Origin of the sequence: Pseudomonas sp. TWP3-2, assembly GCF_049897765.1 — a bacterium.
In the GTDB taxonomy this organism is placed as follows: Bacteria; Pseudomonadota; Gammaproteobacteria; order Pseudomonadales; family Pseudomonadaceae; genus Aquipseudomonas.
Window position 1 is genome coordinate 118,066 of record NZ_JAFCWW010000010.1, and the last position, 25,490, is coordinate 143,555.

23 protein-coding genes are annotated in these 25,490 nt (G+C 57.9%); 8 read left to right on the top strand and 15 right to left on the bottom strand.

Features of this window, described 5'->3' with window-relative positions:
* Positions 1–133 precede the first annotated feature (133 nt).
* From nuoF to ACP7EE_RS16835, 6 genes are all read right to left on the bottom strand, one after another.
* Entirely contained in the window at positions 134–1,489 is a 1,356-nt protein-coding gene (gene nuoF / locus ACP7EE_RS16810; RefSeq protein ID WP_426205399.1) for an NADH-quinone oxidoreductase subunit NuoF, read from the bottom strand.
* Positions 1,486–1,983, bottom strand: coding sequence for an NADH-quinone oxidoreductase subunit NuoE (gene nuoE / locus ACP7EE_RS16815; protein WP_007920186.1), 498 nt, complete (start codon positions 1,981–1,983; stop codon positions 1,486–1,488). Before nuoE ends, nuoF begins: the two co-directional genes overlap by 4 nt.
* Positions 1,984–1,985: 2 nt before the next feature.
* Complete coding sequence (gene nuoC / locus ACP7EE_RS16820; protein WP_093434270.1) at positions 1,986–3,770, bottom strand: NADH-quinone oxidoreductase subunit C/D; 1,785 nt, start codon at positions 3,768–3,770, stop codon at positions 1,986–1,988.
* A gap of 70 nt (positions 3,771–3,840) precedes the next feature.
* The gene (locus ACP7EE_RS16825) at positions 3,841–4,515 is read right to left on the bottom strand and encodes a NuoB/complex I 20 kDa subunit family protein (protein ID WP_103306792.1); all 675 of its coding nucleotides are present in this window, start codon (positions 4,513–4,515) and stop codon (positions 3,841–3,843) included.
* A 10-nt stretch (positions 4,516–4,525) separates the two neighbouring features.
* Complete coding sequence (locus ACP7EE_RS16830; protein WP_003223812.1) at positions 4,526–4,939, bottom strand: NADH-quinone oxidoreductase subunit A; 414 nt, start codon at positions 4,937–4,939, stop codon at positions 4,526–4,528.
* Positions 4,940–5,447: 508 nt separating this feature from the next.
* Positions 5,448–6,209 carry an SDR family NAD(P)-dependent oxidoreductase gene (locus tag ACP7EE_RS16835; RefSeq protein WP_290026460.1) on the bottom strand — a complete coding sequence of 254 codons (762 nt, stop codon included), beginning with the start codon at positions 6,207–6,209 and terminating at the stop codon, positions 5,448–5,450.
* Between the two features lie 316 nt (positions 6,210–6,525).
* Between ACP7EE_RS16835 and ACP7EE_RS16840 the strand changes: the two genes are divergently transcribed.
* From ACP7EE_RS16840 to ACP7EE_RS16875, 8 genes are all read left to right on the top strand, one after another.
* Positions 6,526–7,764, top strand: coding sequence for an aminotransferase class I/II-fold pyridoxal phosphate-dependent enzyme (locus ACP7EE_RS16840; protein WP_426235386.1), 1,239 nt, complete (start codon positions 6,526–6,528; stop codon positions 7,762–7,764).
* 9 nt (positions 7,765–7,773) lie between these two features.
* Positions 7,774–8,601, top strand: coding sequence for an HpcH/HpaI aldolase/citrate lyase family protein (locus ACP7EE_RS16845; RefSeq protein WP_426235388.1), 828 nt, complete (start codon positions 7,774–7,776; stop codon positions 8,599–8,601).
* A 10-nt stretch (positions 8,602–8,611) separates the two neighbouring features.
* On the top strand, positions 8,612–9,136 hold the full coding sequence (locus ACP7EE_RS16850) for a MaoC family dehydratase (protein ID WP_426235390.1): 525 nt from the start codon (positions 8,612–8,614) through the stop codon (positions 9,134–9,136).
* A gap of 66 nt (positions 9,137–9,202) precedes the next feature.
* A complete protein-coding gene (locus ACP7EE_RS16855) occupies positions 9,203–10,192 on the top strand; it encodes an ornithine cyclodeaminase family protein (protein WP_426235392.1) in 990 nt (329 codons plus the stop codon).
* A gap of 62 nt (positions 10,193–10,254) precedes the next feature.
* Complete coding sequence (locus tag ACP7EE_RS16860) at positions 10,255–11,232, top strand: NAD(P)-dependent oxidoreductase (RefSeq protein WP_426235394.1); 978 nt, start codon at positions 10,255–10,257, stop codon at positions 11,230–11,232.
* The gene (locus ACP7EE_RS16865) at positions 11,225–11,968 is read left to right on the top strand and encodes a class II aldolase/adducin family protein (protein WP_426235396.1); all 744 of its coding nucleotides are present in this window, start codon (positions 11,225–11,227) and stop codon (positions 11,966–11,968) included. The genes ACP7EE_RS16860 and ACP7EE_RS16865 overlap by 8 nt, the downstream gene beginning before the upstream one ends.
* Positions 11,965–13,122, top strand: coding sequence for a pyridoxal phosphate-dependent aminotransferase (locus ACP7EE_RS16870; RefSeq protein WP_426235398.1), 1,158 nt, complete (start codon positions 11,965–11,967; stop codon positions 13,120–13,122). The genes ACP7EE_RS16865 and ACP7EE_RS16870 overlap by 4 nt, the downstream gene beginning before the upstream one ends.
* A complete protein-coding gene (locus ACP7EE_RS16875) occupies positions 13,119–14,312 on the top strand; it encodes an MFS transporter (protein WP_426235400.1) in 1,194 nt (397 codons plus the stop codon). Before ACP7EE_RS16870 ends, ACP7EE_RS16875 begins: the two co-directional genes overlap by 4 nt.
* Positions 14,313–14,428: 116 nt before the next feature.
* Here the strand turns inward: ACP7EE_RS16875 and aceA are convergent, their stop codons facing one another.
* The 9 genes from aceA to ACP7EE_RS16920 form a co-directional block, all read right to left on the bottom strand.
* The gene (gene aceA, locus ACP7EE_RS16880) at positions 14,429–15,754 is read right to left on the bottom strand and encodes an isocitrate lyase (RefSeq protein ID WP_033057066.1); all 1,326 of its coding nucleotides are present in this window, start codon (positions 15,752–15,754) and stop codon (positions 14,429–14,431) included.
* Between the two features lie 476 nt (positions 15,755–16,230).
* On the bottom strand, positions 16,231–16,983 hold the full coding sequence (locus ACP7EE_RS16885; protein ID WP_426235402.1) for a secretin N-terminal domain-containing protein: 753 nt from the start codon (positions 16,981–16,983) through the stop codon (positions 16,231–16,233).
* Between the two features lie 178 nt (positions 16,984–17,161).
* Complete coding sequence (locus tag ACP7EE_RS16890; protein ID WP_025108996.1) at positions 17,162–17,587, bottom strand: GNAT family N-acetyltransferase; 426 nt, start codon at positions 17,585–17,587, stop codon at positions 17,162–17,164.
* The gene (locus ACP7EE_RS16895) at positions 17,580–18,752 is read right to left on the bottom strand and encodes a JmjC domain-containing protein (protein ID WP_426235405.1); all 1,173 of its coding nucleotides are present in this window, start codon (positions 18,750–18,752) and stop codon (positions 17,580–17,582) included. The genes ACP7EE_RS16890 and ACP7EE_RS16895 overlap by 8 nt, the downstream gene beginning before the upstream one ends.
* 86 nt (positions 18,753–18,838) lie before the next feature.
* On the bottom strand, positions 18,839–20,209 hold the full coding sequence (gene purB, locus ACP7EE_RS16900) for an adenylosuccinate lyase (RefSeq protein ID WP_426235408.1): 1,371 nt from the start codon (positions 20,207–20,209) through the stop codon (positions 18,839–18,841).
* Positions 20,210–20,335: 126 nt separating this feature from the next.
* Positions 20,336–20,959, bottom strand: a complete 624-nt coding sequence (gene hflD, locus ACP7EE_RS16905; RefSeq protein WP_426205396.1) for a high frequency lysogenization protein HflD — start codon at positions 20,957–20,959, stop codon at positions 20,336–20,338.
* Entirely contained in the window at positions 20,956–22,080 is a 1,125-nt protein-coding gene (gene mnmA / locus ACP7EE_RS16910; RefSeq protein ID WP_426235410.1) for a tRNA 2-thiouridine(34) synthase MnmA, read from the bottom strand. Before mnmA ends, hflD begins: the two co-directional genes overlap by 4 nt.
* Positions 22,081–22,139: 59 nt before the next feature.
* The gene (locus ACP7EE_RS16915) at positions 22,140–22,586 is read right to left on the bottom strand and encodes an NUDIX hydrolase (protein ID WP_426235412.1); all 447 of its coding nucleotides are present in this window, start codon (positions 22,584–22,586) and stop codon (positions 22,140–22,142) included.
* Between the two features lie 203 nt (positions 22,587–22,789).
* Positions 22,790–25,015 (bottom strand): NADP-dependent isocitrate dehydrogenase, encoded by a 2,226-nt coding sequence (locus tag ACP7EE_RS16920; protein ID WP_426235414.1) that lies wholly within the window; start codon positions 25,013–25,015, stop codon positions 22,790–22,792.
* Positions 25,016–25,490 lie beyond the last annotated feature (475 nt).

Sequence of the window (25,490 nt, forward strand, 5' to 3'; positions counted from 1 at the left end):
CAAAGGTCTTCGTTGGCCCGGTGTCAGCGGGCGTGGCTAATGGAATCTTGTTATCGGTCCGAATCCAACCAGCCCCGAAAGGCGTCATCGGACGCAAGACGCAGGGCACGGACCCTGCGTCTTTGTTAAGCGTTTACGCGCCGACTACGATCGGCTTTGCCAGAGGCGGGACGGCGGCGCTGGTAGGCGCGATGCCGGCTTCGAACTCTGGACGGAAGTATTTGATGGCACTGCCCAAAGGCTCCACGGCACCCGGTGCGTGAGCACAGAAGGTCTTGCCCGGGCCGAGGAAGTTGACCAGACCCAGCAGGGTCTCGATATCGCCCGGCTGACCGCGGCCCTCTTCGATGGCCATCAAGAGCTTGACGCTCCATGGCAAGCCATCGCGGCACGGGGTGCAGAAACCGCACGACTCGCGAGCGAAGAACTGCTCCATGTTGCGCAGCAAGGAGACCATGTTGACGCTGTCGTCCACCGCCATCGCCAGGCCAGTACCCATCCGGGTCCCGACCTTGGCAATGCCGCCGGCATACATTTGTGCGTCGAGGTGTTCTGGCAGCAGGAAACCGGTGCCGGCGCCGCCTGGCTGCCAAGCCTTGAGCTTGAAGCCGTCGCGCATGCCGCCGGCGTAGTCTTCGAACAGCTCGCGACCGGTAACGCCGAATGGCAATTCCCACAGGCCGGGATTCTTGACCTTGCCGGAGAAGCCCATGAGCTTGGTGCCCATGTCTTCACTGCCATCGCGGGCCAACGATTTGTACCAGTCAACGCCGTCGGCGATGATCGCCGGCACGTTGCACAGGGTTTCGACGTTGTTCACGCAAGTCGGCTTGCCCCACACGCCAACGGCGGCAGGGAAGGGCGGCTTGGAGCGCGGGTTGGCGCGGCGGCCTTCGAGGGAGTTGATCAGTGCGGTTTCTTCACCGCAGATATAACGCCCGGCGCCGGTGTGCACGAACAGTTCGAAATCGAAGCCGCTACCGAGAATGTTCTTGCCCAGCAGGCCCGCAGCCTTGGCTTCTTCCACAGCACGATTGAGGTGCTTGGCGGCGGTGGTGTATTCGCCACGCAGGAAGATGTAGCCACGGTAGGTTTTCAGCGCGCGGGCACTGATCAGCATGCCTTCGATCAGCAGATGGGGCAGTTGCTCCATCAGCATGCGGTCTTTCCAGGTGTTCGGCTCCATTTCATCCGCGTTGCACAGCAGGTAGCGGATGTTGATGGATTCGTCTTTGGGCATCAGGCCCCACTTAACGCCAGTGGGGAAGCCTGCACCGCCGCGACCTTTCAAACCTGCGTCTTTCACGGTCTGGACGATGGCGTCCTGATCCATGTCGGCGAAGGCTTTGCGCGCAGCGGCGTAACCGTTCTTGGCCTGGTACTCGTCGAGCCACACGGCTTCGCCGTCGTCACGCAGGCGCCAGGTCAGCGGGTGAGTTTCGGCCGAACGCTGGATGCGGTTGGCCGGGCCGAAAGATGTCAGGGTCATACGTAGCCCTCGAGCAGTTTGGCGACGCCGGCAGGCTGGACATCGCCAAAGGTGTCGTCATCGATCATCAGCGCCGGGGCCTTGTCGCAGTTGCCGAGGCAGCAGACGGGCAGCAGGGTGAAACGACCGTCGGTGGTGGTCTGACCCAGGCCGATGCCCAGATTGTTCTGGATTTCGCTGACCACCGACTCGTGGCCGCCGATGTAGCAGACCATGCTGTCGCAGACGCGGATGATGTGACGGCCGACTGGCTGACGGAAGATCTGGCTATAGAACGTCGCCACACCTTCAACATCGCTCGCCGGGATGCCGAGGATCTCGCCGATCGCGTACAAGGCGCCATCCGGCACCCAGCCACGTTCCTTCTGAACGATCTTCAGGGCTTCGATCGACGCCGCGCGCGGGTCTTCGTAGTGATGCAGCTCGTGCTCGATGGCCGAGCGCTCGGTTTCACTGAGGGTGAAACGGTCTGTCTGGATAAGCGTGCTGTTCATGCTTAGCGGTCCACGTCGGCCATAACGAAATCGATACTACCCAGGTACGCAATCATGTCCGCGACCATGCTGCCTTTGATCACCGAAGGGATCTGTTGCAGATGCGGGAAGCTTGGAGTGCGGATCCGGGTACGGTAGCTCATGGTGCCGCCGTCGCTCGTCAGGTAATAACTGTTGATGCCCTTGGTCGCTTCGATCATCTGGAAGGATTCGTTGGCCGGCATGACCGGGCCCCACGAAACTTGCAGGAAGTGCGTGATCAGGGTTTCGATGTGCTGCAGCGTGCGCTCTTTCGGTGGCGGCGTGGTCAGCGGGTGATCCGCCTTGTACGGGCCTTCCGGCATGTTGCGCATGCACTGGTCGATGATCTTGATGCTCTGGCGCATTTCTTCTACGCGCACCATGCAGCGGTCGTAGGCATCGCCATTGGCGGCCAGCGGCACTTCGAACTCGAAGTTTTCGTAGCCCGAGTACGGACGCGCTTTACGCAGGTCGAAGTCGCAACCGGTCGAACGCAGGCCGGCACCGGTGACGCCCCATTCCAGGGCCTCTTTGGTGTTGTACTGGGCAACGCCGATGGTCCGACCCTTGAGGATGCTGTTCTGCAGGGCCGCCTTGGTGTATTCGTCGAGGCGTTTTGGCAGCCATTCAACGAAGTCCTTGACCAGTTTTTCCCAGCCGCGCGGCAAGTCGTGGGCGACGCCACCGATGCGGTACCAGGCCGGGTGCAGACGGAAACCGGTGATGGCTTCGATCACCGTGTACGCCTTCTGGCGGTCGGTGAAGGTGAAGAACACCGGGGTCATGGCACCCACGTCCTGGATGTACGTACCAAGGAACAGCAGGTGGCTGGTGATGCGGAAGAACTCGGCCATCATGATGCGGATGACGTCGACCTTCTCCGGCACCTTGATGCCGGCGAGTTTCTCGACCGAGAGCACGTACGGCAGGTTGTTCATCACGCCGCCGAGGTAATCGATCCGGTCGGTGTACGGGATGAAACTGTGCCAGGACTGACGCTCGGCCATCTTCTCGGCGCCACGGTGGTGGTAACCGATGTCCGGAACGCAGTCGACGATTTCTTCGCCATCGAGTTGCAGGATGATGCGGAACGCACCGTGGGCCGAAGGGTGGTTCGGGCCGAGGTTGAGGAACATGTAGTCCTCGTTCGGGCCGGAACGCTTCATGCCCCAGTCTTCAGGACGGAAGCGCGCGGCTTCTTCCTCAAGCTGTTGCTTGGCGAGGTTCAGGCTGTACGGATCGAATTCAGTGGCGCGTGCCGGGAAGTCCTTGCGCAGCGGGTGACCTTCCCAGGTCGGCGGCATCATGATGCGCGACAGGTGCGGGTGACCTTTGAAGTCGATACCGAACATGTCCCAAACTTCACGCTCGTACCAGTTGGCGTTCGGCCAGATGCTGGTAACGGTCGGCAAGCTGAGGTCGCTCTCGGACAAGGCGACCTTGATCATCACGTCACTGTTACGTTCCAGCGACATGAGGTGATAGAACACGGTGAACTCAGCGTCGCTCGGCAAACCCTGACGCTTGGTGCGCAGACGCTCGTCCACGCCGTGCAGGTCATAAAGCATGACGTACGGCTTGGGCAGGTTGCGCAGGAAGGTCAGGACTTCGACGAGTCTGGCACGCGCCACCCACAACACCGGCATGCCGGTGCGGGTCGGCTGGGCGGTGAACGCCTCAGGGCCAAAACGATTGTTCAGTTCGACGACCACATCCTGGTCGTCTGCCTTATAAGGCGGGATGTACAGAGCACTGCCTGTAGTCATGGTTATTTTTTCGCTTTCGGTCAACGTAAAGAATGAAGCCAGCTTCTCGTTTCTTTGAAACAGATCTGGATCAGACTTCGTCGGGGCTGCGCAGGTTGGTGACTGCGATTCGCTGTTCGCGGCGCTGTTCCTTTTGCGAAGGCATGTCGGCGCGATAAACGCCTTGATCACCAACGACCCAGGAAAGTGGGCGACGCTCCTGTCCAATCGATTCCTGCAACAGCATCAAGCCTTGCAGAAATGCTTCCGGACGGGGTGGGCAGCCAGGTACGTAGACGTCAACGGGCAGGAACTTGTCCACCCCTTGAACCACGGAGTAGATGTCGTACATGCCGCCGGAGTTGGCGCACGAACCCATCGAGATCACCCACTTGGGCTCGAGCATCTGCTCGTACAGGCGCTGAATGATCGGCGCCATCTTGATGAAGCACGTACCGGCGATAACCATGAAGTCGGCCTGACGCGGCGATGCCCGGATAACTTCGGCGCCAAAGCGCGCGATGTCGTGGGGCGCCGTGAAGGCGGTGGTCATTTCCACGTAGCAGCACGACAAGCCGAAGTTGTACGGCCACAGGGAGTTCTTACGTCCCCAGTTGACCGCGCCGTTCAGCACGTCTTCCAGCTTGCCCATGAAAATGTTTTTGTGAACTTGATCTTCTAACGGATCGGAAACGGTTTCCCGTTCGCCAATCGGATACTGCTCGTTAGGAGCATCGGGGTCGATCCTGGTGAGATTGTATTGCATTGCCAAAGCCTCATTGTTTCAGCTTCGCCTGCCGCTTGCGACGAGCTTCCGGAGCCCAGTCAAGGGCGCCCACTCGGAACAGGTAGACAAGACCTGCCAACAGAATTGCTATGAAAACGAGAGCTTCGACGAATCCGGTCCAGCCGCTTTCGCGGACGGACACAGACCATGCAAAGAGAAAGAGGGCTTCGATATCGAAGATCACGAAGAGCATCGCGACCAGATAGAATTTGGCTGAGAGCCGCAAGCGGGCGCCACCTGTAGGTAGCATGCCGGACTCGAACGGTTCGTTTTTGCTGCGACCCCAGGCTTTTGACCCTAGGAGGCTGGAGACGCCAAGCATGAAGGCACACAGGCCGACGACGCCCAGAAGGAAAATGGCAAAGCCCCAGTTGTGGGCCATGAGTCCTGTCGCTTCGGGCATGCTGGTAATCCTTAACAGAGAGCAAAGGTCTCTGAGCTTGATAAAGAAATAAAGCAGTGACGATATGTCGCAGCAATCAATCGCGGTGATTTTATGGCTAAACACCCGGCAAGTAAAATTCCTATAGCGAAATTATTTATTGGAATAAGGACATAGCGCACCTCTAAAGCCCTGTAGCCCATGCGGTGCGGGCATTAGGCGCCATTTCATCAATTATGATTTGTAGGGAATGTAACGAACATAGTTGTGTCTAAATGATAATCAATATTGTTTGGGTCGGTTTTTAAACTGTTTAACGGGTGAGTGGGTGGGAAGTTGTCTTATATAGGCGTTACTGCAAATAGCAGCCGAGGTCGTTTTAGCGCATTTTTCTGATCGCGACGGTGCTCTGGATCAAGGTTTTACCGCCGCTTTTGCAGGAGCGAGGCTTGCCCGCGAGGAACGAGAACGCGGTATGCCTAAGACACCGGGGCGCATTTTTCGGGGGTAAGCCTCGCTCCTACGGGGCTCAAATGGAGCTATGGCCCCCATCAATGACCAGATCGGCACCGGTCATCCATGATGACTCGTCAGATGCCAGTAGGATGGCCGCGCCTGCCATGTCTGAAGGAATTCCGGCTCGCTGCATAGGGATGTCCCTTTTTCTGTCCTGCCATATCTCCGGGGCGTCCCGCCACTGGTTGGCGTTACCGCGGGTTGCGGTCAGCCCGGGTGAAATCGTGTTGACTCGGATGCCGTAGGGGGCCAGTTCTACCGCGCAGCTTCTTGTGAGCATCGAGAGTGCCGCCTTGCTGGTTTGATAAGCCGACATTCGGCTGACTGCCCTGAAAGCGCTGACGGATGAAATGTTGATGACGCTGCCGCCCTGGTTGCGAGCAATACAGTCTTTTGCGAAGCGTTGAGTCGCGAAAAAAGGAAAGCGCAGGTTGACCGCCAGGGTTTGGTTGTACTCGTCGCCGCTCAGTTCCAGAAATGGAGTGCGGGTAATAAATGCAGGATTGTTAACGAGTATATCCATGGGGCCGATGGCGGCTTGCGCTTCGTCAAACAGCGCTTCAGCGCAAATACTCGCTGCATCCATGAGGGTGAAACTGGCGTGCTGCCCCAGGTGCTCAGCCAACTCAACGACTTCACGGGCCGCCGCGGCATCGGTGCGAGCAGTAATGAAAACATCGGCACCCTCGGTAATGAACGCCTCGGCTATCGCTCTTCCAATTCCTGACGATGCACCTGTTATTAATGCTCGCTTGCCTCTTAATCTTCCATTCATAAGTGATTCTCCGTAATACAAGCCTGTAGGGCATACACCTGAAAGTTGAATGCGTGCACGGTTTAACATAGACCGTTCGCCGCATTTCGTATGTGGACGGTGATTATTAAGAGAGGTCCTACAGTTCATTCGTTTATAAGTGAAGGAATTCTCTTGAGTGCGCCTGACGACTGAAGTGATGACGCTGATGGTGAGTCGTTGTCAGGTAAGCTCTGTCGCTAATCAGAGGGTGTTGTATTGAGTATTCGTTATTGAAGCAGTCGCGAGTGCCAGCTTGTAAGTGTTCCTGTTATATAGACTCCAATAGAGGTCGTGTATGTCAGAGCAGCGAAATAAGTATATTAATACCGCCAGGTCCGTCGATATTGGTAATCCATCCTGGGCATTGGCGCAAAATTCGGGATTGACCGATTTGAGTGTCAAGCATGCTCCCCATGGGCGTATGCAGGATCAAGACGGTCATGTGTTCATGAATATGTGCTCTTGTTCATATTTGGGACTTGAGGTCGATAAGCGCTTGGCGCGACGTGCTGCGGACTATGTGTTGAACTGCGGTACGGTGAATTTGCCCACCTCGCGAATCAGAATACGGTTGAAAGAACTCGATGAGCTTGAGGACGCCTTGTCTGAGCATTTCAGTTGTCGAGCATTTACGGCGACCTCCTGCAGTGCAGGAATCGTCGCGTCTTTGCCTCTGCTGGCCGCTGGCATGTTTACCGAGGGGCAGCGCCCTGTCCTGGTCTTTGATAAACATGCGCATTTCGCACTGAATCAAGTCAAGGCCATCTGTGGTGACGAAACGCAGGTTGTCACTTGCAATCACAATGATGTCGATTTTATTGAGGACATGTGCAAGCGTCATCCCTTGGTCGCGTATGTTGCTGATGGTGCATACAGCATGGGCGGAAGTGCACCTATTGAGCGATTGTTGGCGCTGCAGAATAAATATGGGCTGTTTCTCTACTTCGATGACTCTCATTCATTAAGTGCCTATGGCGAACGGGGCGAGGGCTATATTCGTACTTTCATGCCTGAACTCAATCCTCGTACCCTGCTGGTTTATTCATTGGCCAAGGCATTTGGTGCCAATGGTGGCGGCATATTCATGTCGGAGAAGGCTAACTATCAGAGTGTTTTCCGGCGCTTTGGCGGGCCAATGTCTTATTCTCAGTATGTCAATCCTGCCGCTATAGGCGCAGCCATGGCATCCCTGGATATTCATAAAACCAGTGAGCTTGGGGTTCTTCAGGAAAAACTCAGTTCCAATATTCGTTTGTTCGACAGTTTGTTCGAGACGGAACACACGGGGTCAGGTCTGCCAATTCGGGTTATTCCATTGGACAGTCCGGATATGGCGGTTGGCGTTTCCGAGGGTGTCTTCAAACGAGGGTATTACACCTCGGCAGTCTTCTTTCCCATCGTGGCCAGGAACAAATCCGGTTTGCGCGTGATGATGCGTGCCGACATGTCCCAGGACGATGTCCGAAGTTTCTGCTCCGCTGTCCAGGCAGAAATCGAAGTGGCGCGCCTGCACCTGAAAACTGCCCAGCGTTGAGAGGTTGCGATGACTAATCCAATCCCAAGAAGTTTGCTGTATTGCTCCGCCTTGCACCCTGATCAATATGCCAAGAGTGCTACAACGGATGTCATGGTGATTGATCTGGAGGACGGCGTTCCACTCCCCAGAAAAGCCGAAGCCCGGTTGTGTGTTGAGCAGTTCTATCGATCCCAAGTCCCGCAGCGTACGGCGTTACGTATCAATCCCTTGAGGGACAATCAAGGATTGCTCGATTTGCTGCTGGTGCAATCACTTGAACAGCGGCCCGAGTTCATCGTCCTGGCAATGACTGAAGCGGCGGCCGAGATAGAGGTGGTGCGTGCCAATTTAAGTCGTGATGGCGAAAGTCCGAAAATCCTGGTCACCGTCGAAACACCGGCCTGTCTGCGGGACATTTACGCCATCGCATCCAGCGCTGACGGATTGATCTTCGGTTCCGCCGACTATGCGGCCAGCCTAGGAGTGCCGATCGGTGGCTGGAGCAACATCCTGCATGCACGAGGGAGCATTATCGCGGCCGCGAGTGCAGCGGGTATTCCTGCGTTCGACACCGCTTACTTCGATCTCGACGACGAAGCAGGGCTGCTTAAGGAGTGCCAGGACACCCGGGAGTTGGGGTTCAGTGGCAAGACCTCCATTCACCCAAGGCAGATACCTGTCATCAATCAGGTTTTCACCCCATCCATGGCTGAGTACGAGCACGCCTTGGCGGTTGTGCAGGCTGCGCAAAGCAGTGGTGAAAAAATCACCCGATTGAAGAACCTCATGGTGGGGCCGCCGTTTGTGAAGCAAGCCCGAAAACTCATCCAGCGCGCTCGTGAACTGGGCCTTTGAGGAGAAAGCTATGGAGCCGATGATTCCGGCCCATGAGCGTATCGGTGCCAATCGCTACCGTGAGTCTTATGGGCTGCATTACGAAGAGTTTGTGGAAGGTGACGTGTTTGAGCACCGCCCAGGCCGAACGGTGACTGAGCTGGATAACATCTGGCAGTCGCTGATGAACATGAACAACCATCCGGCACATATCGATGTTGCCTATGCACAGCGCACCGAATTCGAAAAGTTGCTTGTCAACAGCTCCGTGACGTTGTCGATTGTCAGCGGCATGACGGTCGCGACAATGAGTGCCCGGGCGATCGCCAACCTGGGCTGGGATGAAATCCGGCTGCCCAATCCGGTCTATGTCGGCGATACCTTGTACGCCGAAAGCGAGGTTGTTTCCAAGCGTGAATCCCGATCACGTCCGGGCCAAGGCATCGTCACCATCCGGGTGATTGGGCGTAAGCAGGATGGCACCCCTGTGATCACTTACCTGCGCACTTTTCTGGTTCCAAAGCTGGGGCATTCCCAAGACTACCCGGTCGGATAGAGGTCTGTGCTGCCGGTACCAGGATGGCCGGTAGTTTCAAAAAGCCTTGATGGAAGAGGAATAGCCATGCTGCTACTTAATCGCGCAGATATAGGCCGTTGCGTCGAGTTGCCAACGCTTGTTCGCGCACTCGAAATAGCTCACCGGGGCTTCGCACGCTCGGCCCCCGTGGTTCCGCAACGCTCGATCATCACGCACGAACGACAAAAAGCATTTTCTTTGTTCATGCCGGCTTTTTTGCCTGCAAGCCAGACACTGGGCATCAAAGTATCGTCGTTTCATCCCCGCAACGCTGTGCACGGGCTGTCGGCAGTCAATGGTGCGGTCATGCTGATCGATGTCGAAAGCGGGAGGTTATTGGCGATGCTCGACAGTGCAGCCCTGACGGCGATTCGTACCAGCGCCCTGAGTGCGTTGGCGACGGACAAGCTCTGCCCGCAGATGCGGCTAAATCTGGCGGTGATTGGTGCCGGGGCTCAGGCCGCAGCGCATATCAGGGCGATGGCCGCTATCAGGGAGCTTGGTCAGGTCAGGATATTTTCCCGTTGCCTGGCCCGAAGTATCGCGTTGGCTGAGTGCCTGTCCATTGAGCTGTTGCTGCCGGTCGAGGCTGTCGAAAACATGGAGCAGGCGCTGGCAGACGCTGACATTGTCTGCACGACGACCTCCCATGACAGTCCGCAGCCCTTGATTGGGGTGCATCAGCTCAAACCCGATGCCCATATCAATGCGATTGGCGGCAGTACGCTGCGGGCGTGCGAGATCGATCCCCGGTTGCTAGGCAATGCGCAGGTCCATGTCGATCATCTGGACGCTGCATGCCGAGAGTCGGGCGAGATTGCCCAGGCGCTGGCGTTGTCGGTGATCGAGCGCAAGGACATCCGCGAGATCAGTGCCTTGGCTGTAGAGCAACTTTCGCCAGTCACGCGCAAAGAAGGTCTGAGTTATTTCCGCAGCGTTGGCCATGCCAGTCAGGACATGGTGGTTGCCGCCTGCCTGTATGACGCGGCTGTGGCGGGTCATATCGGCAAACAGTGCGACTACTTCAGTGCCTGAGAACCGTCAGGCGCAAAATTTTGATCGGTAGTGACACCGACTCGGGAAGGAAAAGGATGCCCATGAATATTCTGATGATCGATTCGCAGAGAGTGAATTATGTCGACCCTGGGGAGTACGCCTCGAGTTCGGAGCATCGGCTTTATAACCTGGAGGTGACGACTCGGCCCTCGGATGAGCAGCTGGCTCGAGCCGACGGGATCATCGCTTTTCATTCGGTAGTTATCGATGCACCACTGGTTGCCAGGATGCAGCGTTGCCGGGCGCTGGTTAAGGCAACCATCGGCCTCGATGATGTGGATGTCGAGGCGTTGAGCGCGAAAGGAATTCTTTGCTCCAACATCGGCTCGGTAGGGGTTGAGGAAGTCGCGGAGCACGCCATGGCGTTGATCCTCTTCTCCCAACGCAAGCTTTTCGACTATGCCAGACACACCCGGCAAGGCGGTTGGAGCTGGCGAGCCCATGCCGGCGAGGTGAAAGCCTGCGCAGACACGGTGCTGGGGTTGATTGGTTATGGCGCAACAGGGCGGGCATTGGCGCGCCGAGCGGCGGCTATGGGGTACCAGGTCCGTTTTTACGATCCCGGGGTCGAGCGCTGTGTCGAAGGTATTGCGCAGGGCGGCACGCTGGATTCGCTGCTCGCTACGGCAGATGTCCTGTCGCTACATCTGCCTCTCACCCCGGACACCGTGCATTTGCTGAACGATGCAACATTTTCGCGGATGAGGCACGGTGCGATCCTGGTCAATACCGCACGAGGTTCCATCGTCGATACCGACGCGTTACTGCGAGCCCTGCAGTCCGGGATTGTGTCCATGGCACTGCTGGATGTCGCGCAGGAAGAGCCGGCACCTCCCCGCGCCCTGATCGAACATGAGCGTGTGTTACTGACACCGCATGCCGCGTTTTACAGCGAGCGTTCTCTGGCGCAATTGAAGGCCAGTGCCTTGGAAACGATGCTTGGTCTGCTACAGGGGGAAACAGTCAATACAGTGGTCAATCCCGATTGCGTATCGGGGGAGGCGAAGGGGTATGCGTGAATTAAAACGTGTAGGGCTCGAATCTTCCCGAGTGGGATTGCCGGCCTGGTTCGATGTGTCGATCGGCAACAGCATTGTTCTATACGGTCAGCGCCTGGCGGCGCGACAGCTGTTGGTCAATACGCTGGGGAACATCGCTGTTCGCAGTCACTGCCCGTACTGGCAGCGCGAAGTGATCTACACCAAACATCGCGGCGTCTCCTTGGAGGAGTGCGGTCTTGAACAACTGGCCGTGCTGGATATGCAGTCCGATGAACTGTTGCACGGTCGTTTCAGGCCCAGTCTGGGGCATCAGATGCACCGGGAAATCATGCAGTGTCGTGCTGATGTCAATGCAACGGTGCATCTTCATCCCAATGAAGTCATCTCCTTCTTCGCTGTCATGCAGTGGCGTGAGATGGAGTACGTATCGAACGACACGGCACTGGTCATGGGCAAGCCGCCGTGCATTTTAGATGAAGGCGTGAATATCGAACTGGACGTCAGTTCCATCGGCCGCTGCGCCAGTGACACCAACTGCATCGTCATGCCCAGCCATGGCATTACCTGTTTTGGCCGCGACCTGTCCGAGGCGTTTCACCGTGCCGTGGCATTCACGGCGGAAATCAGCCGTTTGATTACCAGCCAGTATTTAGCGGCAGCCACCGGGAAGGCGGTGGTGTATGCCAGCAGCGAAGAAGTCAGACAGATGTATGCGGCTGGCGACCAGGTGATCTATGGAGGGATGCAGAAATGAAGTTCCATCATCACATTTTGTGTTCCGGATCATGGAAGGCGCCGGAGCGCGACCTTTCATCGATGTTGCTGGATCTGAATGAAAACCAGTTTTTACATAAGTTTCTGGCAGGGTTCATTGCCAACGAATTGACCCCCCGGGATTTGTTCACCTATCCCAATTATCAGCCGCTCCTTAACGAGCTGGCCCAGTATTGCAAGGTTTCGACCGAATGCTTACTGCTGACCAATGGGGCGGATCAGGCCATCGACCTGGTGATCCGGTTACTGTTTTCGCCAGGGGACCGGGTAGTGGTTCCTTCTCCGGTTTTTTCTTTTTACTACCAGATGCTCGACGTCAATGGCGTGGTGCCGGTCATCGTGGGTTTTGAGAAGCACACCGAAAAATTCGTGCTGCCCATCGAGGCTGTACTCCAATCCTTGCAAACCAGTCAGGGACTGATCCTGTGTAACCCCAATAATCCCTTGGGCGTACGCATCGATTCTGAGCAATTGAACGTTCTCGTCGAGGCTTGTGTAAGGCAAGACAAGCCAATAATCGTTGACGAATGCTACTTTGAGTACCTGCAACAATCGTGTCTGGAAACATTTGGCGCGGTCAGGCAGCTATTTGTCATTCGTTCGTTCTCCAAGTATTTCGGCCTTGCAGGGTTGCGCCTGGGGTATGTAGTCACACGTCCGGAATCAATCCGTGAACTGATGAAAGTGCGCGGTCCTTGGGATGTTAACCATGTGGCGGTGAAAGCGGGGCTGTTCTGCCTGCAGAACCAGGAAGTCTTGCAGCAGGCGCACGATAGTCTTGCGCAGATCAAGAGTGAAATCATCGAAGTCTGTCGGGCCAACTCGATCGTCGTGTACGAGAGCGATACGAACTTTTTGCTACTCCAGGATGAGCAAGATGGTCGTCTGGCCAACGCTTTTTCTCAGGCCAATATCCGCGTAAGTAACTGTTCGCAATATCCTCACAGCTTCGATCTGCTCCACAATTTGCTGCGTGTGGCCGTTCCCTCGTCATCAGATCTCAAAACATTCCTGATGGCGATATTGCGTGGGAGCGGCAGTGCGGCTTGCTTGTGCGATGTGAAAATAGAGCGCCGGACTGCCGAACGGGCCAGCGTTTCGCTCTTGCGCAGCGTCAAGGCGAGCCTCAAGTGACGGGCTGGTTGAAAGGGGGCGGTCTGGCGGCAGGGATGCGCAATGTTGTTTTTCTCCGATTGCTGTTCGTCATGGCCAACGCGTTGGGGCCTTTTGCTGCCTTGTTTTTCCAGCGGCACTACCAGCTCGACAACTCGGCGGTGGCCTGGGTGATCACGCTGATGTCGGCGTGTTATCTGCTGGGCAATCTGTTGGGTGGGGCGCTGATCGGTCGTTGTTCCTTCCGGGCATTGCTGATTTGCACCTCGTCCTGTTCATCGCTGTTTTTGTTGTTCGCTGCGGTATTCAGTTCATCGATTGCATCCATTGCGATGGTGCTGTTGTTCATGCTGTGCGCGGGCCTGATCACGCCGGTATTCAGTGTTCTTACGTCCCTGGCGTCGGACGAAAGCAATCGCATCGCCTCTTTTGGCTACTTACACCTGGCCAGCAATCTGGGAGGGGCACTGCTGTTCGTGATCGGCGGGTACTTGCTCAGCATCGAAAGCCGCTATCTGGTGCTGTTTGCGATGGTCTCCAGTGTGTTGTGCCTGTTGGCGAGCGTTTTTCTGGCGCTGCCGGAACGACAGAGCGCTGTGACTGAAGCCAGAAGGAGCTCCATTGGCGCACTGGTCGATGTGCCTAGGATCGTGATCGTTGCGGGCGCCATGTTCTTTGCGTTGTCGGTGCTGGATGCGCAACGGGAATATCAGCTGCCTTTATGGCTGGATGGGGTGACGGGGGGGAAGGCAGCCGGCCTGTTCGGCGCGGTAGGTATCGTCAATGCGTTGCTGGTGGTGGTGATGACGCAACCGCTGATTGCGTTGACGTCGCGTTTCGGGGCGCTGAGTAATTTGTCCCTGGCGGCAGTTTTTTACGGCATAGGATTTGGCGCCTATGCCTTTTTCGAGCAGACCCTTCTGATCCTCTCTTTCGTGTTCTTCTGGACGCTGGGTGAGATTCTCGGCGTTACCTACGTCACGGCGTTGATTGCGCAGAAAACCACATTACAAATCCAGGCGAGTCTGTTCTCCCTTATTCCTATACTGCTGGCGGGGGCGAGGATGGTGTCCGTAGGCATTGGCGCCTCGCTGATCACCGGTATCGGTTTCCAGTTGAGCTGGAGTCTCTACGGGCTGTTGGGCATCTTTTTCGGGGGAGGTTACCTACTGCTGGCTGCAAGGAGGAACCGCTACGCGACCTCGGTATGATCCGATGCAGTGATGGAGAAAACGCGGATAAAAAAACGCCCCGAACCAGTCGGGGCGTCAGATGTGCGACGTTGCGGTTAGCTTTTTATTCGGTCCGCAGCGGCCGTTTGCTCAGATCAGTGGAACTGTTCTTCTTCAGTCGAACCGGTCAGTGCGGTTACCGAGGACGAGCCACCCTGAATCACGGTGGTCATGTCGTCGAAGTAGCCGGTGCCCACTTCCTGCTGGTGCGCCACGAAGGTGTAACCCTTGGAGGCATCAGCGAATTCCTGCTCTTGCAGCTTCACGTAGGCAGTCATGTCGTTGCGGGCGTAGTCGTGCGCCAGGTTGAACATGCTGTGCCACATGTTGTGAATGCCGGCCAGGGTGATGAACTGATGCTTGTAGCCCATGGCGGACAGTTCGCGCTGGAACTTGGCGATGGTCGCGTCGTCCAGGTTTTTCTTCCAGTTGAAAGAAGGCGAGCAGTTGTACGACAGCAACTGGTCCGGGTATTCCTTTTTGATCGCTTCGGCGAAGCGACGGGCTTCGTCCAGATCCGGCTTGGCGGTTTCGCACCAGATCAGATCGGCGTACGGCGCGTAAGCCAGGCCACGGGCGATCGCTTGGTCGAGACCGGCGCGAACCTTGTAGAAACCTTCCTGAGTACGCTCGCCAGTCACGAACGGCTGGTCGTACGGATCGCAGTCGGAAGTCAGCAGGTCAGCGGCGTTCGCGTCGGTACGGGCCAGAATGATGGTCGGCGTACCGGCAACGTCAGCAGCCAGACGTGCAGCAGTCAGCTTCTGAACAGCTTCCTGGGTTGGCACCAGAACCTTGCCGCCCATGTGGCCGCATTTCTTCACGGAAGCCAGTTGGTCTTCGAAGTGAACGCCGGCGGCGCCTGCTTCGATCATGCTTTTCATCAGCTCGTAAGCGTTGAGTACGCCGCCGAAACCGGCTTCAGCGTCAGCCACGATTGGCGCGAAGTAGTCGATGTAACCTTCGTCGCCCGGGCCTTTGCCGGCTTTCCACTGGATCTGGTCGGCACGACGGAACGAGTTGTTGATGCGCTTGACCACGGTTGGAACCGAGTCCACCGGGTACAGCGACTGATCCGGGTACATCGATTCTGCGGAGTTGTTGTCCGCAGCAACCTGCCAGCCGGACAGGTAGATCGCCTGGATACCGGCTTTCACCTGTTGTACTGCCTGGCCGCCGGTCAGGGCGCCCATGCAGTTGACGAAATCTTTGTCGGGACGGAAGGACGGCTTGGCACCCTGGGTGACCAGGTTCCACAGCTTCTCGGCGCCGAGTTTTGCAAAGGTGTGCTCTGGTTGAACCGAGCCACGCAGGCGGACGACGTCAGCAGCGGAGTAAGCGCGGGTCACGCCTTTCCAGCGCGGGTTTTCAGCCCAGTCTTTTTCAAGGGCTGCAATTTGCTGTTCGCGTGTCAGTGCCATGGAGATAAACCTCGTCGCGTCTTTTATGAAAAGTTGTTCTGCGGTGGAAAATTCCTTGCGCTCGCTGACCAGAAGCTTAGGCGGTCAGGTCGGGTTCGGCGGGGCAGGCGACGGGATGAACGATGGGCTCGAGGGGAAGTGAGCAGGTAAAGGCGTACTGGCGGGCGCATTCGGGCGTCGTGGGCCTCTATACGAACTACAGTGTGATGCCGGGCTACCTAATTACGCTTCCGTCCCTCGGGACAACTTCGTTCCAGTCGGCAACCTCGTCAAACACACCTTGTGGGCGGTACAGACACGAAGCGGTTCGCGGGGTTGGTGCGAACGTCGCTTCGAAGGCCCTTGCCAGGGCCCCTGATTAGCGGGAGCGAGGCCATCATGCCTTCGCTTTTTTGGCCCGTCAAACGTTTTGTAGTGCTTTTTTTAAAGCACTACATCTTTCGTCTAATACGACTAATCAGTCAGTTTTCGGTGCTTTAGTCCAGGCTGTCGACTTTTACCCGCAACGTCATGTCATCCCGGCCTTGAGTAGAGTAGCTGCGGGTCAGGCCCTGTTTGTCGGCCTGGGTCTGGCTGTTGACCCCGGCGAGAGTGATCCACTCGCCCAGTCTCCCGGTGACAGTTGTGTCGGTACTCTGCACGTTCACTACATCGGGACGTTCCTGGCTCATGCGGTCACGGTTGGTACTGATCGACAGGTGAACGATGTCGCCGGTGACGCTGGCAGTCACGTAGAACCCTTGCGTGACGTTGCGATACTCGGTCTGGCTGCGCTGATCGCCGTAGGAATCGGTCTGGCTGCTGGTGAGCGGCACGCTCTGGCCGACCTGGATCAGCGCCGGTGCGCCTTCGCTGGCCTGCACTTGCTGAATGCCGCCGTCACGGCTGGTGGTGCTGCGGCTGATGATGCGTGTTTGCGAGCCATTCATCGAATAACCTTCATCGCCGCGACCGTTGTTTTCATTGGTGTCGACAGTGATCAGCAGGCGCTTGGGTGCGGTGTCGAGCTGCGAGAGCAGGCTCTTGAGTTCTTCGATCTTGCCCGGTTCAGCATTTACGATCAGTTGATTTCCATAGGCGCTGACCTTGCCGTCCGTGCCGATGAATTCCTGTGCGACCGGTAGCATGTCGGCGCTGGTGTGGTATTTGAGGGGTACGATTTCTGTGGCTGCCATCACCGAAAAACTGCAGCCAAGCAGCAGGGTGGTGAGCAGGGTGCGTAGGGACATGTCCGTTATCTCCGCGTTCGAAAGGCTTGATATTGCCAGTTTGTCGGCCCGGGGTGGGGCAAGTTGAATGCCAGACAGCAAAACGCCCCGGCATCCGAGGATGGCGGGGCGTTTGCTGATGTCCACTTACTGCTTTTTGTGGTGAGGGGATCTCCAGAGCTCACAGGATCTCTGCTGATCAAGCCGAATGGCGAACCATGTCGACATGCGGAATCCCGGCTTCAAGGAATTCTTCGCTGACCAGGCTGAAACCCAGGCGCTCATAGAACGCCGTGGCCTGCACCTGTGCGCTGAGCATCTGTTGCTTCAGTCCGCGCGCTTCAGCTTCGGCAATCACCGCTTGCATCAGCGCATCACCGACCTTCATCCCGCGCCAGTCTTTCAGCACCGAAACCCGGCCTATGTGCCCGTCGGGCAACAGGCGGGCGGTGCCGATTGGAAAGTCGCCTTCGAAAGCCAGGAAGTGCACGGCCGTTGCATCGTCGGCGTCCCACTCCAGCTCAGGCGGAACCGATTGCTCGGCAATGAACACCGTTTCGCGAATGCGGCGGATCTCGGCGATGTCCTTTTGCCAATCTGCAACACGTACGCGAATCTTATTCATCGTCGGCGAACCCCAGGCTCCCTTGCTTGACCAGTTCGCACAGCAGGCCACGACCGTCCTCGTCGTTCAGCCACTCACCGAGGTTGTCGGTGTGCAGGGCGTCGGCGGAGCAGATCAGCTTCAGCAGTTCGCGCAGTTTGCCCGGCAAGTAACGGCTCTGGCCGCTGGCGAACAGCAGCAGATCGTCATCGACTTCCGACCAGGCCAGACGCGCGCTCGGGTTGCGGATCAGGATGGCGCCGTCTTGCAGGGCGCTGAGGAAGTCTTCTTCCTCGACCTCTTCCGGCCCGGCAACCAGCTCCGGATAACGCGGCTCGGTCATGTACTGGCCGAACCAAGTCAGCAGCAGGCGTTCGTCGCTCATGTGCTCGGCGAGTAGCGCTTTGAGGCGGCCGAGTGCATCGTGCTGGATCTGATGCGGATCGCTGACCGGCTGCGCATCGGCGTCGGTGTAGCGCTCTTCGTCAGTCAGGAACTGGGCGAGGAAGTCGGTAAAGTGGGTCAGCACTTCAGCGGCGCTCGGTGCGCGGAAACCGACCGAGTAGGTCATGCAGTCATCCACGGCCACGCCGCAGTGCGCCAGACGCGGCGGCAGGTAGAGCATGTCGCCGGGTTCCAGCACCCACTCTTCGGTCTGTTCGAATTCGGCAAGGATGCGCAGGTCCGCGTGCTTGAGCAGCGGGCTCTCGGAATCGCACATCTGGCCGATTTTCCAGTTGCGCTTGCCCTGGCCTTGCAGCAGGAACACGTCGTAGTTGTCGAAGTGCGGACCCACGCTGCCACCCGGAGCGGCGAAGCTGATCATTACGTCATCGACGCGCCAGCTCGGCAGGAAGCGGAAGTTTTCCAGCAGTTCGCTGACTTCCGGTACGAACTGATCGACTGCCTGTACCAGCAGGGTCCAGTCTTTTTCCGGCAGTTTGCTGAATTCGTCTTCGGCGAACGGGCCGCGACGCAACTCCCATGGGCGCTCGCCGTTTTCGATCACCAGGCGCGATTCAACTTCTTCTTCCAGGGCCAGGCCGGCCAGTTCATCGGCATCGATCGGGCTTTCGAAATCTGGAATCGCCTGACGCACCAGCAATGGTTTTTTCTGCCAGTAATCGCGCATGAATTCACGCGCAGTAAGGCCGCCCAGAAGTTGAAGAGGAATATCAGGATTCATGTGTAACCTATTGAAAAAATGTATTTTTCAGACGGGAATAAAAACGCCCGGCGCTGCCGGGCGTCTCAAACGGGTCCAGCAGTCGATCAGATGCGTTTGGCTTGTGCCACAGCGTTGCCGATGTAGTTGGCCGGGGTCAGTAATTTCAGCTCGGCTTTCGCTTCGGCTGGCATGTCCAGACCGTCGATGAAAGTCTGCAACGCTTCCGGGCTGATGCCCTTGCCGCGGGTCAGTTCTTTCAGCTTCTCGTACGGGTTTTCAATGTTGTACCGACGCATCACAGTCTGAATCGGCTCAGCCAGAACTTCCCAGCAAGCGTCCAGATCAGCGGCGATCTTCTGCTCGTTCAGCTCAAGCTTGCTGATGCCTTTGAGGCTGGCTTCGTACGCGATCACGCTGTGGGCGAAGCCGACACCGAGGTTACGCAGGACGGTGGAGTCGGTCAGGTCACGCTGCCAGCGGGAGATCGGCAGTTTGCTCGCCAGGTGTTGGAACAGTGCGTTGGCGATGCCCAGGTTGCCTTCGGAGTTTTCGAAGTCGATCGGGTTGACCTTATGCGGCATGGTCGACGAACCGATTTCCCCAGCGATGGTGCGCTGTTTGAAATAACCCAGGGAAATGTAGCCCCAGATGTCACGGTCGAAGTCGATCAGAATGGTGTTGAAGCGCGCAATGGCGTCGAACAGCTCGGCGATGTAGTCGTGCGGCTCGATCTGCGTGGTGTACGGGTTGAAACCCAGACCCAGCTCGTCTTCGATGAAGGCGCGGGCGTTGGCTTCCCAGTCGATCTGCGGGTAGGCCGACAGGTGCGCGTTGTAGTTGCCGACAGCGCCGTTGATCTTGCCCAGCAGCGGAACGGCAGCGACCTGAGCGATTTGACGCTCGAGACGGTAAACCACGTTCGCCAGTTCTTTACCCAGAGTGGTCGGCGACGCCGGCTGACCGTGGGTGCGCGACAGCATCGGCACGTCGGCGAAACGGATCGCCAGTTCACGGATGGCTTCGGCGGTCTGGCGCATCAGCGGCAGCATTACATCATCACGGCCTTCGCGCAGCATCAGGGCGTGGGACAGGTTGTTGATGTCCTCGCTGGTGCAGGCAAAGTGGATGAATTCGCTGACGGCCGCCAGCTCAGGCAGCTTGGCGGCTTGCTCTTTGAGCAAGTACTCGATGGCTTTTACGTCGTGGTTGGTGGTGCGCTCGATCTCTTTGACGCGCTCGGCGTGCTCCAGCGCGAAGTTTTCCGCCAGTTCATTCAGAACGGCGTTGGCCTCGGCGGAGAAGGCTGGCACTTCCGGGATGCCGGCGTGAGCGGCCAGGCGCTGGAGCCAGCGCACTTCAACCAGAACGCGGGCACGGATCAGGCCGTACTCGCTGAAAATTGGGCGCAGGGCCTGGGTTTTGCCGGCGTAGCGGCCGTCAACAGGGGAAACCGCAGTGAGCGAAGAAAGCTGCATGGGGTGTTCTCGGACAGTCGGGCAACGAAATGGGGCGCGTATCATACATGAAAAATTCCGCCGGTCCGTTGCCAACTGACCGGCGTATTACGCGTTACAGACTACAAAACTTTTGTTGCAGGCGATTTATTCGCTGCGCATCAGCGGATACAACTCTTTGAGCAGCTTGCGCCGGCTGATCACTAGCTGCCAGCGATGGCCGCCGAGCTGACGCCACAGGCGCGCTGAACGGATCCCGGCGAGCAGCAGAGCGCGGATCTTCGAAGCGTTGCTCGGCTGTTGCAGGTTGCGCATGTCGCCGTGCACCTGGATGCGTTGGCGCAGGGTGCTCAGGGTGTCCTGATACAGCGCGCCACACGCAGCAATCACGTTTTCATGGGCCGGGCCGAAGTGCTCGACCTGCGACTGAATCTGCGGCAGACGCTTGCCGATCACCTCGAGCATATCTTCGCGCTTGGCCAATTGGCGCTCCAGACCGAGCATCGCCAAGGCGTAGCGCAGCGGCTCGCGCTGCAAGGTGCTTGGATCGCGTTCGAGGGCGCCGATCAATGCGCGATAGCCTTCACGCAAATTGAGGTCGTCGCCGCCGTACACGTCCAGCGTGTCTTTCGGGTCGCGTACCAGCAGGCTGCCGAGCATGCAGGTCAGGCCGGCTTCGCTGGTCTGGCCGCTCTTGGCGATGCGATCCACCAGCACAGCGGCAAGAAACACGCCGCCGAGTGCCGTCAGTTGCTCTTGCGTCGGGCTCATGCCTGGCCGCTCCACGGCTCGGCGACTTCGATCACGCCGCCGCCGAGGCAGATTTCACCGTCATAAAACACCACCGACTGACCTGGCGTGACTGCGCGTTGCGGTTCGTCGAACACGGCGCGATAGCCAGTCGCGGTTTGCTCAAGGACGCAAGCCTGATCGCCTTGGCGGTAACGCACTTTAGCGGTCAGGTGCCGTGGCTGGCTCAGATCGATCGGGTTGACCCAATAGATTTCCGAGGCGAGCAGGGCGCCGGAGAACAGCCACGGATGGTTGTTGCCTTGGCCGACGATCAGCTCGTTGGTGTCCAGATCCTTGCGCAGCACGTACCACGGCTCGTCGCCGGCGTCTTTCAAGCCGCCGATGCCCAAGCCCTGACGCTGACCGATGGTGTGGTACATCAAGCCGTGGTGACGGCCGATGACTTCGCCTTCGGTGGTCTTGATCTCGCCCGGTTGCGCCGGCAGGTATTGCTTGAGGAAATCGCTGAAACGACGCTCGCCGATGAAGCAGATCCCGGTGGAATCTTTCTTCTTGGCGGTGGCCAGCTCGTATTTCTCGGCAATCGCGCGCACTTCAGGCTTTTCCAGCTCGCCAACCGGGAACAGAGTCTTGGCAATCTGTTCGCCGCCGACGGCGTGCAGGAAGTAGCTCTGATCCTTGTTCGCGTCGAGGCCTTTGAGCAGCTCGGTGCGGCCATCGATATCACGGCGGCGCACGTAGTGGCCGGTCGCGATCAGGTCGGCGCCGAGCATCATGGCGTAGTCGAGGAACGCCTTGAATTTGATCTCGCGGTTACACAGGATGTCCGGGTTCGGCGTGCGTCCGGCCTTGTATTCGGCCAGGAAGTGCTCGAACACGTTGTCCCAGTACTCGGCGGCAAAGTTGGCGGTGTGCAGCTTGATGCCGATCTTGTCGCACACGGCCTGCGCATCCGCCAGGTCGTCCATGGCGGTGCAGTATTCCGTTCCGTCGTCTTCTTCCCAGTTCTTCATGAACAGGCCTTCCACCGCGTAACCCTGCTCGATCAGCAGGAGAGCGGAAACGGAAGAGTCCACGCCGCCGGACATGCCGACAATGACGCGCTTCTTGGATGTGTCAGAAGGGGCTGGATCACGCATAGGGATTCAATGAGTGTCTTGAAAAAGGACGCGATTCTAGCAGGCTCACGCCCGCAAGGCTAAAGGGAAGGGCGGATCAGTTCGAGACTGAAGTGATTGCCGGCCAGATAATCGTCGATGCAGCGGATGATCAGCTCACTGCGCCAGTGCTCGCGCTGGGCGATCAATTCGTCGCGGGTCAACCACTTGGCGCCGACGATGCCGTCGTCGAGTTGATAATCCGGGTGGTGTTTCAGGGGTTTGGCGGCAAAGCACACGCGTTGGTAAGTCACGCCGTTACTTGGGGCGGTGTACAGGTAAATGCCGATCACGCCGGTGGGTTCGACATCCCAGCCAGTTTCTTCGAGGGTTTCGCGGATCGCGGCTTCGATCAGGGTTTCGTCCGGATCGAGATGGCCGGCGGGCTGATTGAGCACGTTGCGCCCGGCCTTGTGCTCTTCGACCATCAGAAAGCGGCCGTTGTCTTCTACGATGGTGGCGACGGTGATGTGGGGTTTCCAGTCCATAGGTGTCCTCAACTGTTGAATATTGAAATCCGATCCCTGTGGGAGCTGGCTTGCCAGCGATTGCAGTGGGTCAGTCACCATCATCGTTGAATGATAATCCGCTATCGCTGGCAAGCCAGCTCCCACAGGGTTTTGTGGTGATCATAAAGCCCGGAAACACAAACCCCGGCACTGGGCCGGGGCTTGTTTACCGCGCTACAACCTTACACCAGCGCAGCAATCGCCGCGTTGAAGGTTGCGCTTGGGCGCATGGCCTTGCTGATCAGCTCGGCATTGGCGTGGTAGTAACCGCCGATGTCCACTGGCTTGCCTTGAACGGCGTTGAGCTCGGCGACGATGGTCGCTTCGTTCTCGGTCAGGGTCTTGGCCAGGGTCGCGAACTGCGCTTGCAGTGCAGCGTCTTCAGTCTGGGCGGCCAGGGCTTGTGCCCAGTACATCGCCAGATAGAAGTGGCTGCCGCGGTTGTCGATGTTGCCGACTTTGCGCGATGGCGACTTGTTGTTGTCGAGGAACTGGCCGGTGGCCTGATCCAGAGTCTTCGACAGTACCAGCGCTTTCGGGTTGTTGTAGTTCACACCCAAATGCTCCAGCGAGGCTGCCAGAGCGAGGAACTCGCCCAGCGAATCCCAGCGCAGGAAGTTCTCTTCGACCAGTTGCTGCACGTGCTTCGGTGCCGAACCGCCAGCGCCGGTTTCGAACAAACCACCGCCGTTCATCAGCGGCACGATCGACAGCATCTTGGCGCTGGTGCCCAGTTCCATGATCGGGAACAGGTCAGTCAGGTAGTCGCGCAGCACGTTGCCGGTCACCGAGATGGTGTCCTTGCCGGCGCGGGTGCGTTGCAGGGTGAACTTCATTGCGTCGACCGGCGCCATGATCTGGATGTCCAGACCGGCAGTGTCGTGATCCTTCAGGTAAGCCTGAACTTTCTCGATCACCACGCCATCGTGAGCGCGCATCGGGTCGAGCCAGAAGATCGCCGGGGTGCTGCTTGCACGGGCGCGGTTGACGGCCAGTTTGACCCAGTCCTGGATCGGCGCGTCTTTGGTCTGGCACATGCGGAAGATGTCGCCGGCTTCAACAGCCTGCTCCATCAGCAGGGTGCCTTTGCTGTCGGTCACGCGAACCACGCCGTCGGCCTTGATCTGGAAGGTCTTGTCGTGGGAGCCGTATTCTTCAGCTTTTTTAGCCATCAGGCCAACGTTTGGCACGCTGCCCATGGTGGTCGGATCGAAAGCGCCATTGGCTTTGCAATCTTCGATCACGGCCTGATAGATGGTTGCATAGCAACGATCCGGGATCACAGCCTTGGTGTCGTGCAGCTGGCCATCGGTGCCCCACATCTTGCCGGAGTCACGGATCATGGCCGGCATCGAGGCGTCGACGATGACGTCGCTCGGCACGTGCAGGTTGGTGATGCCTTTGTCGGAGTTGACCATCGCCAGCGACGGGCGCGCGGCGTAGACCGCAGCCATGTCGGCTTCGATCTGCGCTTGCTGCTCGGCCGGCAAAGCCTTGATGCGGGCGTACAGGTCGCCGATGCCGTTGTTCAGGTTGAAGCCGATCTGAGCCAGCACGTCAGCGTGCTTGGTCAGGGCATCTTTATAGAACTCGGCAACAATCTGGCCGAACATGATCGGGTCGGAGACCTTCATCATGGTCGCTTTCAAGTGCACCGACAGCAGCACGCCTTGTTGCTTGGCGCTTTCGATTTCAGCAGCGATGAACGAACGCAGGGCGTGTTTGCTCATCACGGCGCAGTCGAGGATCTCGCCGGCCTGAACGCTGGTTTTTTCTTTGAGAACGGTAGCGCTACCGTCCTTGGCGATCAGCTCGATCTTCACGGTGTCAGCGGCGTCGATCAGGGCAGCTTTTTCGCTGCCGTAGAAATCGCCGGTGCTCATGTGAGCGACGTGGGACTTGGAATCTTTGGCCCAGGCGCCCATTTTGTGCGGGTGCTTGCGCGCGTAGTTCTTGACCGACAGCGGAGCGCGACGGTCCGAGTTGCCTTCGCGCAGAACCGGGTTCACGGCGCTGCCCTTGATCTTGTCGTAGCGCGCCTTGGCTTCTTTGTCGGCGTCGCTGGTTACGGTTTCCGGGTAGTCCGGCAGGTTGTAACCCTGAGCTTGCAGTTCCTTGATCGCGGCTTGCAGTTGCGGAACCGAAGCGCTGATGTTCGGCAGCTTGATGATGTTCGCTTCAGGCGTAACGGCCAGGTCGCCCAGTTCGGCGAGGTGGTCGGCTACGGCTTTGTCACCCAGTTGCTCGGGGAAGCTGGCCAGAATGCGCGCTGCAAGAGAGATATCGCGAGTTTCCACGGCGATATCGGCCGAGGCGGTGTAAGCCTCGATGATCGGCAGCAGGGAATAGGTGGCGAGGGCCGGGGCTTCGTCGGTGAAGGTATAGATGATCTTCGAGCGGGTGGGCATATTCGGATTAACTCTCTCTTCTTTGCTAAAGCATGCGCAGAAACTCGAGGGGCGCCGGGTAAGCGCGTTCGTTCAAAGTCAGCCATGAACCGAATGTCGAGATTCTTCGCGGTGATGTTGGGTGCATCAGTAGAGCGTCAAGCAGTCAGGCTGCGATAACAACCTGCCTATAGGTCGGAAAGTCTCGTTCTAGAGAGGCCAGCCGCCGTGACCCTGTGGTCAGCGGGCGGCATTATACATAGGTAGCTGGCAATCTGCCGATGGTTCATATGCAACGATTCTCGTCCATTGGTCTAAAGGTCGCAGGGCAGGGTGGGGCGTAGAGTCGTTGCGAATGCTTGAGATTGGCGCTTTTCCCTTTGCTTTCAGGCTTGTACGAAACGCTTTGTGCCCGCGCCCGGAACATGGGGTTTGCGTGTTGATTTAACTGGGTTACGCTCGGACCAAGCCAGATGTTCAATCCAAACAATGGAGT

Excerpts from the sequence above, each read along its gene's own strand:
- nuoF (WP_426205399.1), bottom strand. The coding sequence starts at position 1,489 with ATGACCCTGACATCTTTCGGCCCGGCCAACCGCATCCAGCGTTCGGCC.
- nuoE (WP_007920186.1), bottom strand. The coding sequence starts at position 1,983 with ATGAACAGCACGCTTATCCAGACAGACCGTTTCACCCTCAGTGAAACC.
- nuoC (WP_093434270.1), bottom strand. The coding sequence starts at position 3,770 with ATGACTACAGGCAGTGCTCTGTACATCCCGCCTTATAAGGCAGACGAC.
- ACP7EE_RS16825 (WP_103306792.1), bottom strand. The coding sequence starts at position 4,515 with ATGCAATACAATCTCACCAGGATCGACCCCGATGCTCCTAACGAGCAG.
- ACP7EE_RS16830 (WP_003223812.1), bottom strand. The coding sequence starts at position 4,939 with ATGCCCGAAGCGACAGGACTCATGGCCCACAACTGGGGCTTTGCCATT.
- ACP7EE_RS16835 (WP_290026460.1), bottom strand. The coding sequence starts at position 6,209 with ATGAATGGAAGATTAAGAGGCAAGCGAGCATTAATAACAGGTGCATCG.
- ACP7EE_RS16840 (WP_426235386.1), top strand. The coding sequence starts at position 6,526 with ATGTCAGAGCAGCGAAATAAGTATATTAATACCGCCAGGTCCGTCGAT.
- ACP7EE_RS16845 (WP_426235388.1), top strand. The coding sequence starts at position 7,774 with ATGACTAATCCAATCCCAAGAAGTTTGCTGTATTGCTCCGCCTTGCAC.
- ACP7EE_RS16850 (WP_426235390.1), top strand. The coding sequence starts at position 8,612 with ATGGAGCCGATGATTCCGGCCCATGAGCGTATCGGTGCCAATCGCTAC.
- ACP7EE_RS16855 (WP_426235392.1), top strand. The coding sequence starts at position 9,203 with ATGCTGCTACTTAATCGCGCAGATATAGGCCGTTGCGTCGAGTTGCCA.
- ACP7EE_RS16860 (WP_426235394.1), top strand. The coding sequence starts at position 10,255 with ATGAATATTCTGATGATCGATTCGCAGAGAGTGAATTATGTCGACCCT.
- ACP7EE_RS16865 (WP_426235396.1), top strand. The coding sequence starts at position 11,225 with ATGCGTGAATTAAAACGTGTAGGGCTCGAATCTTCCCGAGTGGGATTG.
- ACP7EE_RS16870 (WP_426235398.1), top strand. The coding sequence starts at position 11,965 with ATGAAGTTCCATCATCACATTTTGTGTTCCGGATCATGGAAGGCGCCG.
- aceA (WP_033057066.1), bottom strand. The coding sequence starts at position 15,754 with ATGGCACTGACACGCGAACAGCAAATTGCAGCCCTTGAAAAAGACTGG.
- ACP7EE_RS16885 (WP_426235402.1), bottom strand. The coding sequence starts at position 16,983 with ATGTCCCTACGCACCCTGCTCACCACCCTGCTGCTTGGCTGCAGTTTT.
- ACP7EE_RS16890 (WP_025108996.1), bottom strand. The coding sequence starts at position 17,587 with ATGAATAAGATTCGCGTACGTGTTGCAGATTGGCAAAAGGACATCGCC.
- ACP7EE_RS16895 (WP_426235405.1), bottom strand. The coding sequence starts at position 18,752 with ATGAATCCTGATATTCCTCTTCAACTTCTGGGCGGCCTTACTGCGCGT.
- purB (WP_426235408.1), bottom strand. The coding sequence starts at position 20,209 with ATGCAGCTTTCTTCGCTCACTGCGGTTTCCCCTGTTGACGGCCGCTAC.
- hflD (WP_426205396.1), bottom strand. The coding sequence starts at position 20,959 with ATGAGCCCGACGCAAGAGCAACTGACGGCACTCGGCGGCGTGTTTCTT.
- mnmA (WP_426235410.1), bottom strand. The coding sequence starts at position 22,080 with ATGCGTGATCCAGCCCCTTCTGACACATCCAAGAAGCGCGTCATTGTC.
- ACP7EE_RS16915 (WP_426235412.1), bottom strand. The coding sequence starts at position 22,586 with ATGGACTGGAAACCCCACATCACCGTCGCCACCATCGTAGAAGACAAC.
- ACP7EE_RS16920 (WP_426235414.1), bottom strand. The coding sequence starts at position 25,015 with ATGCCCACCCGCTCGAAGATCATCTATACCTTCACCGACGAAGCCCCG.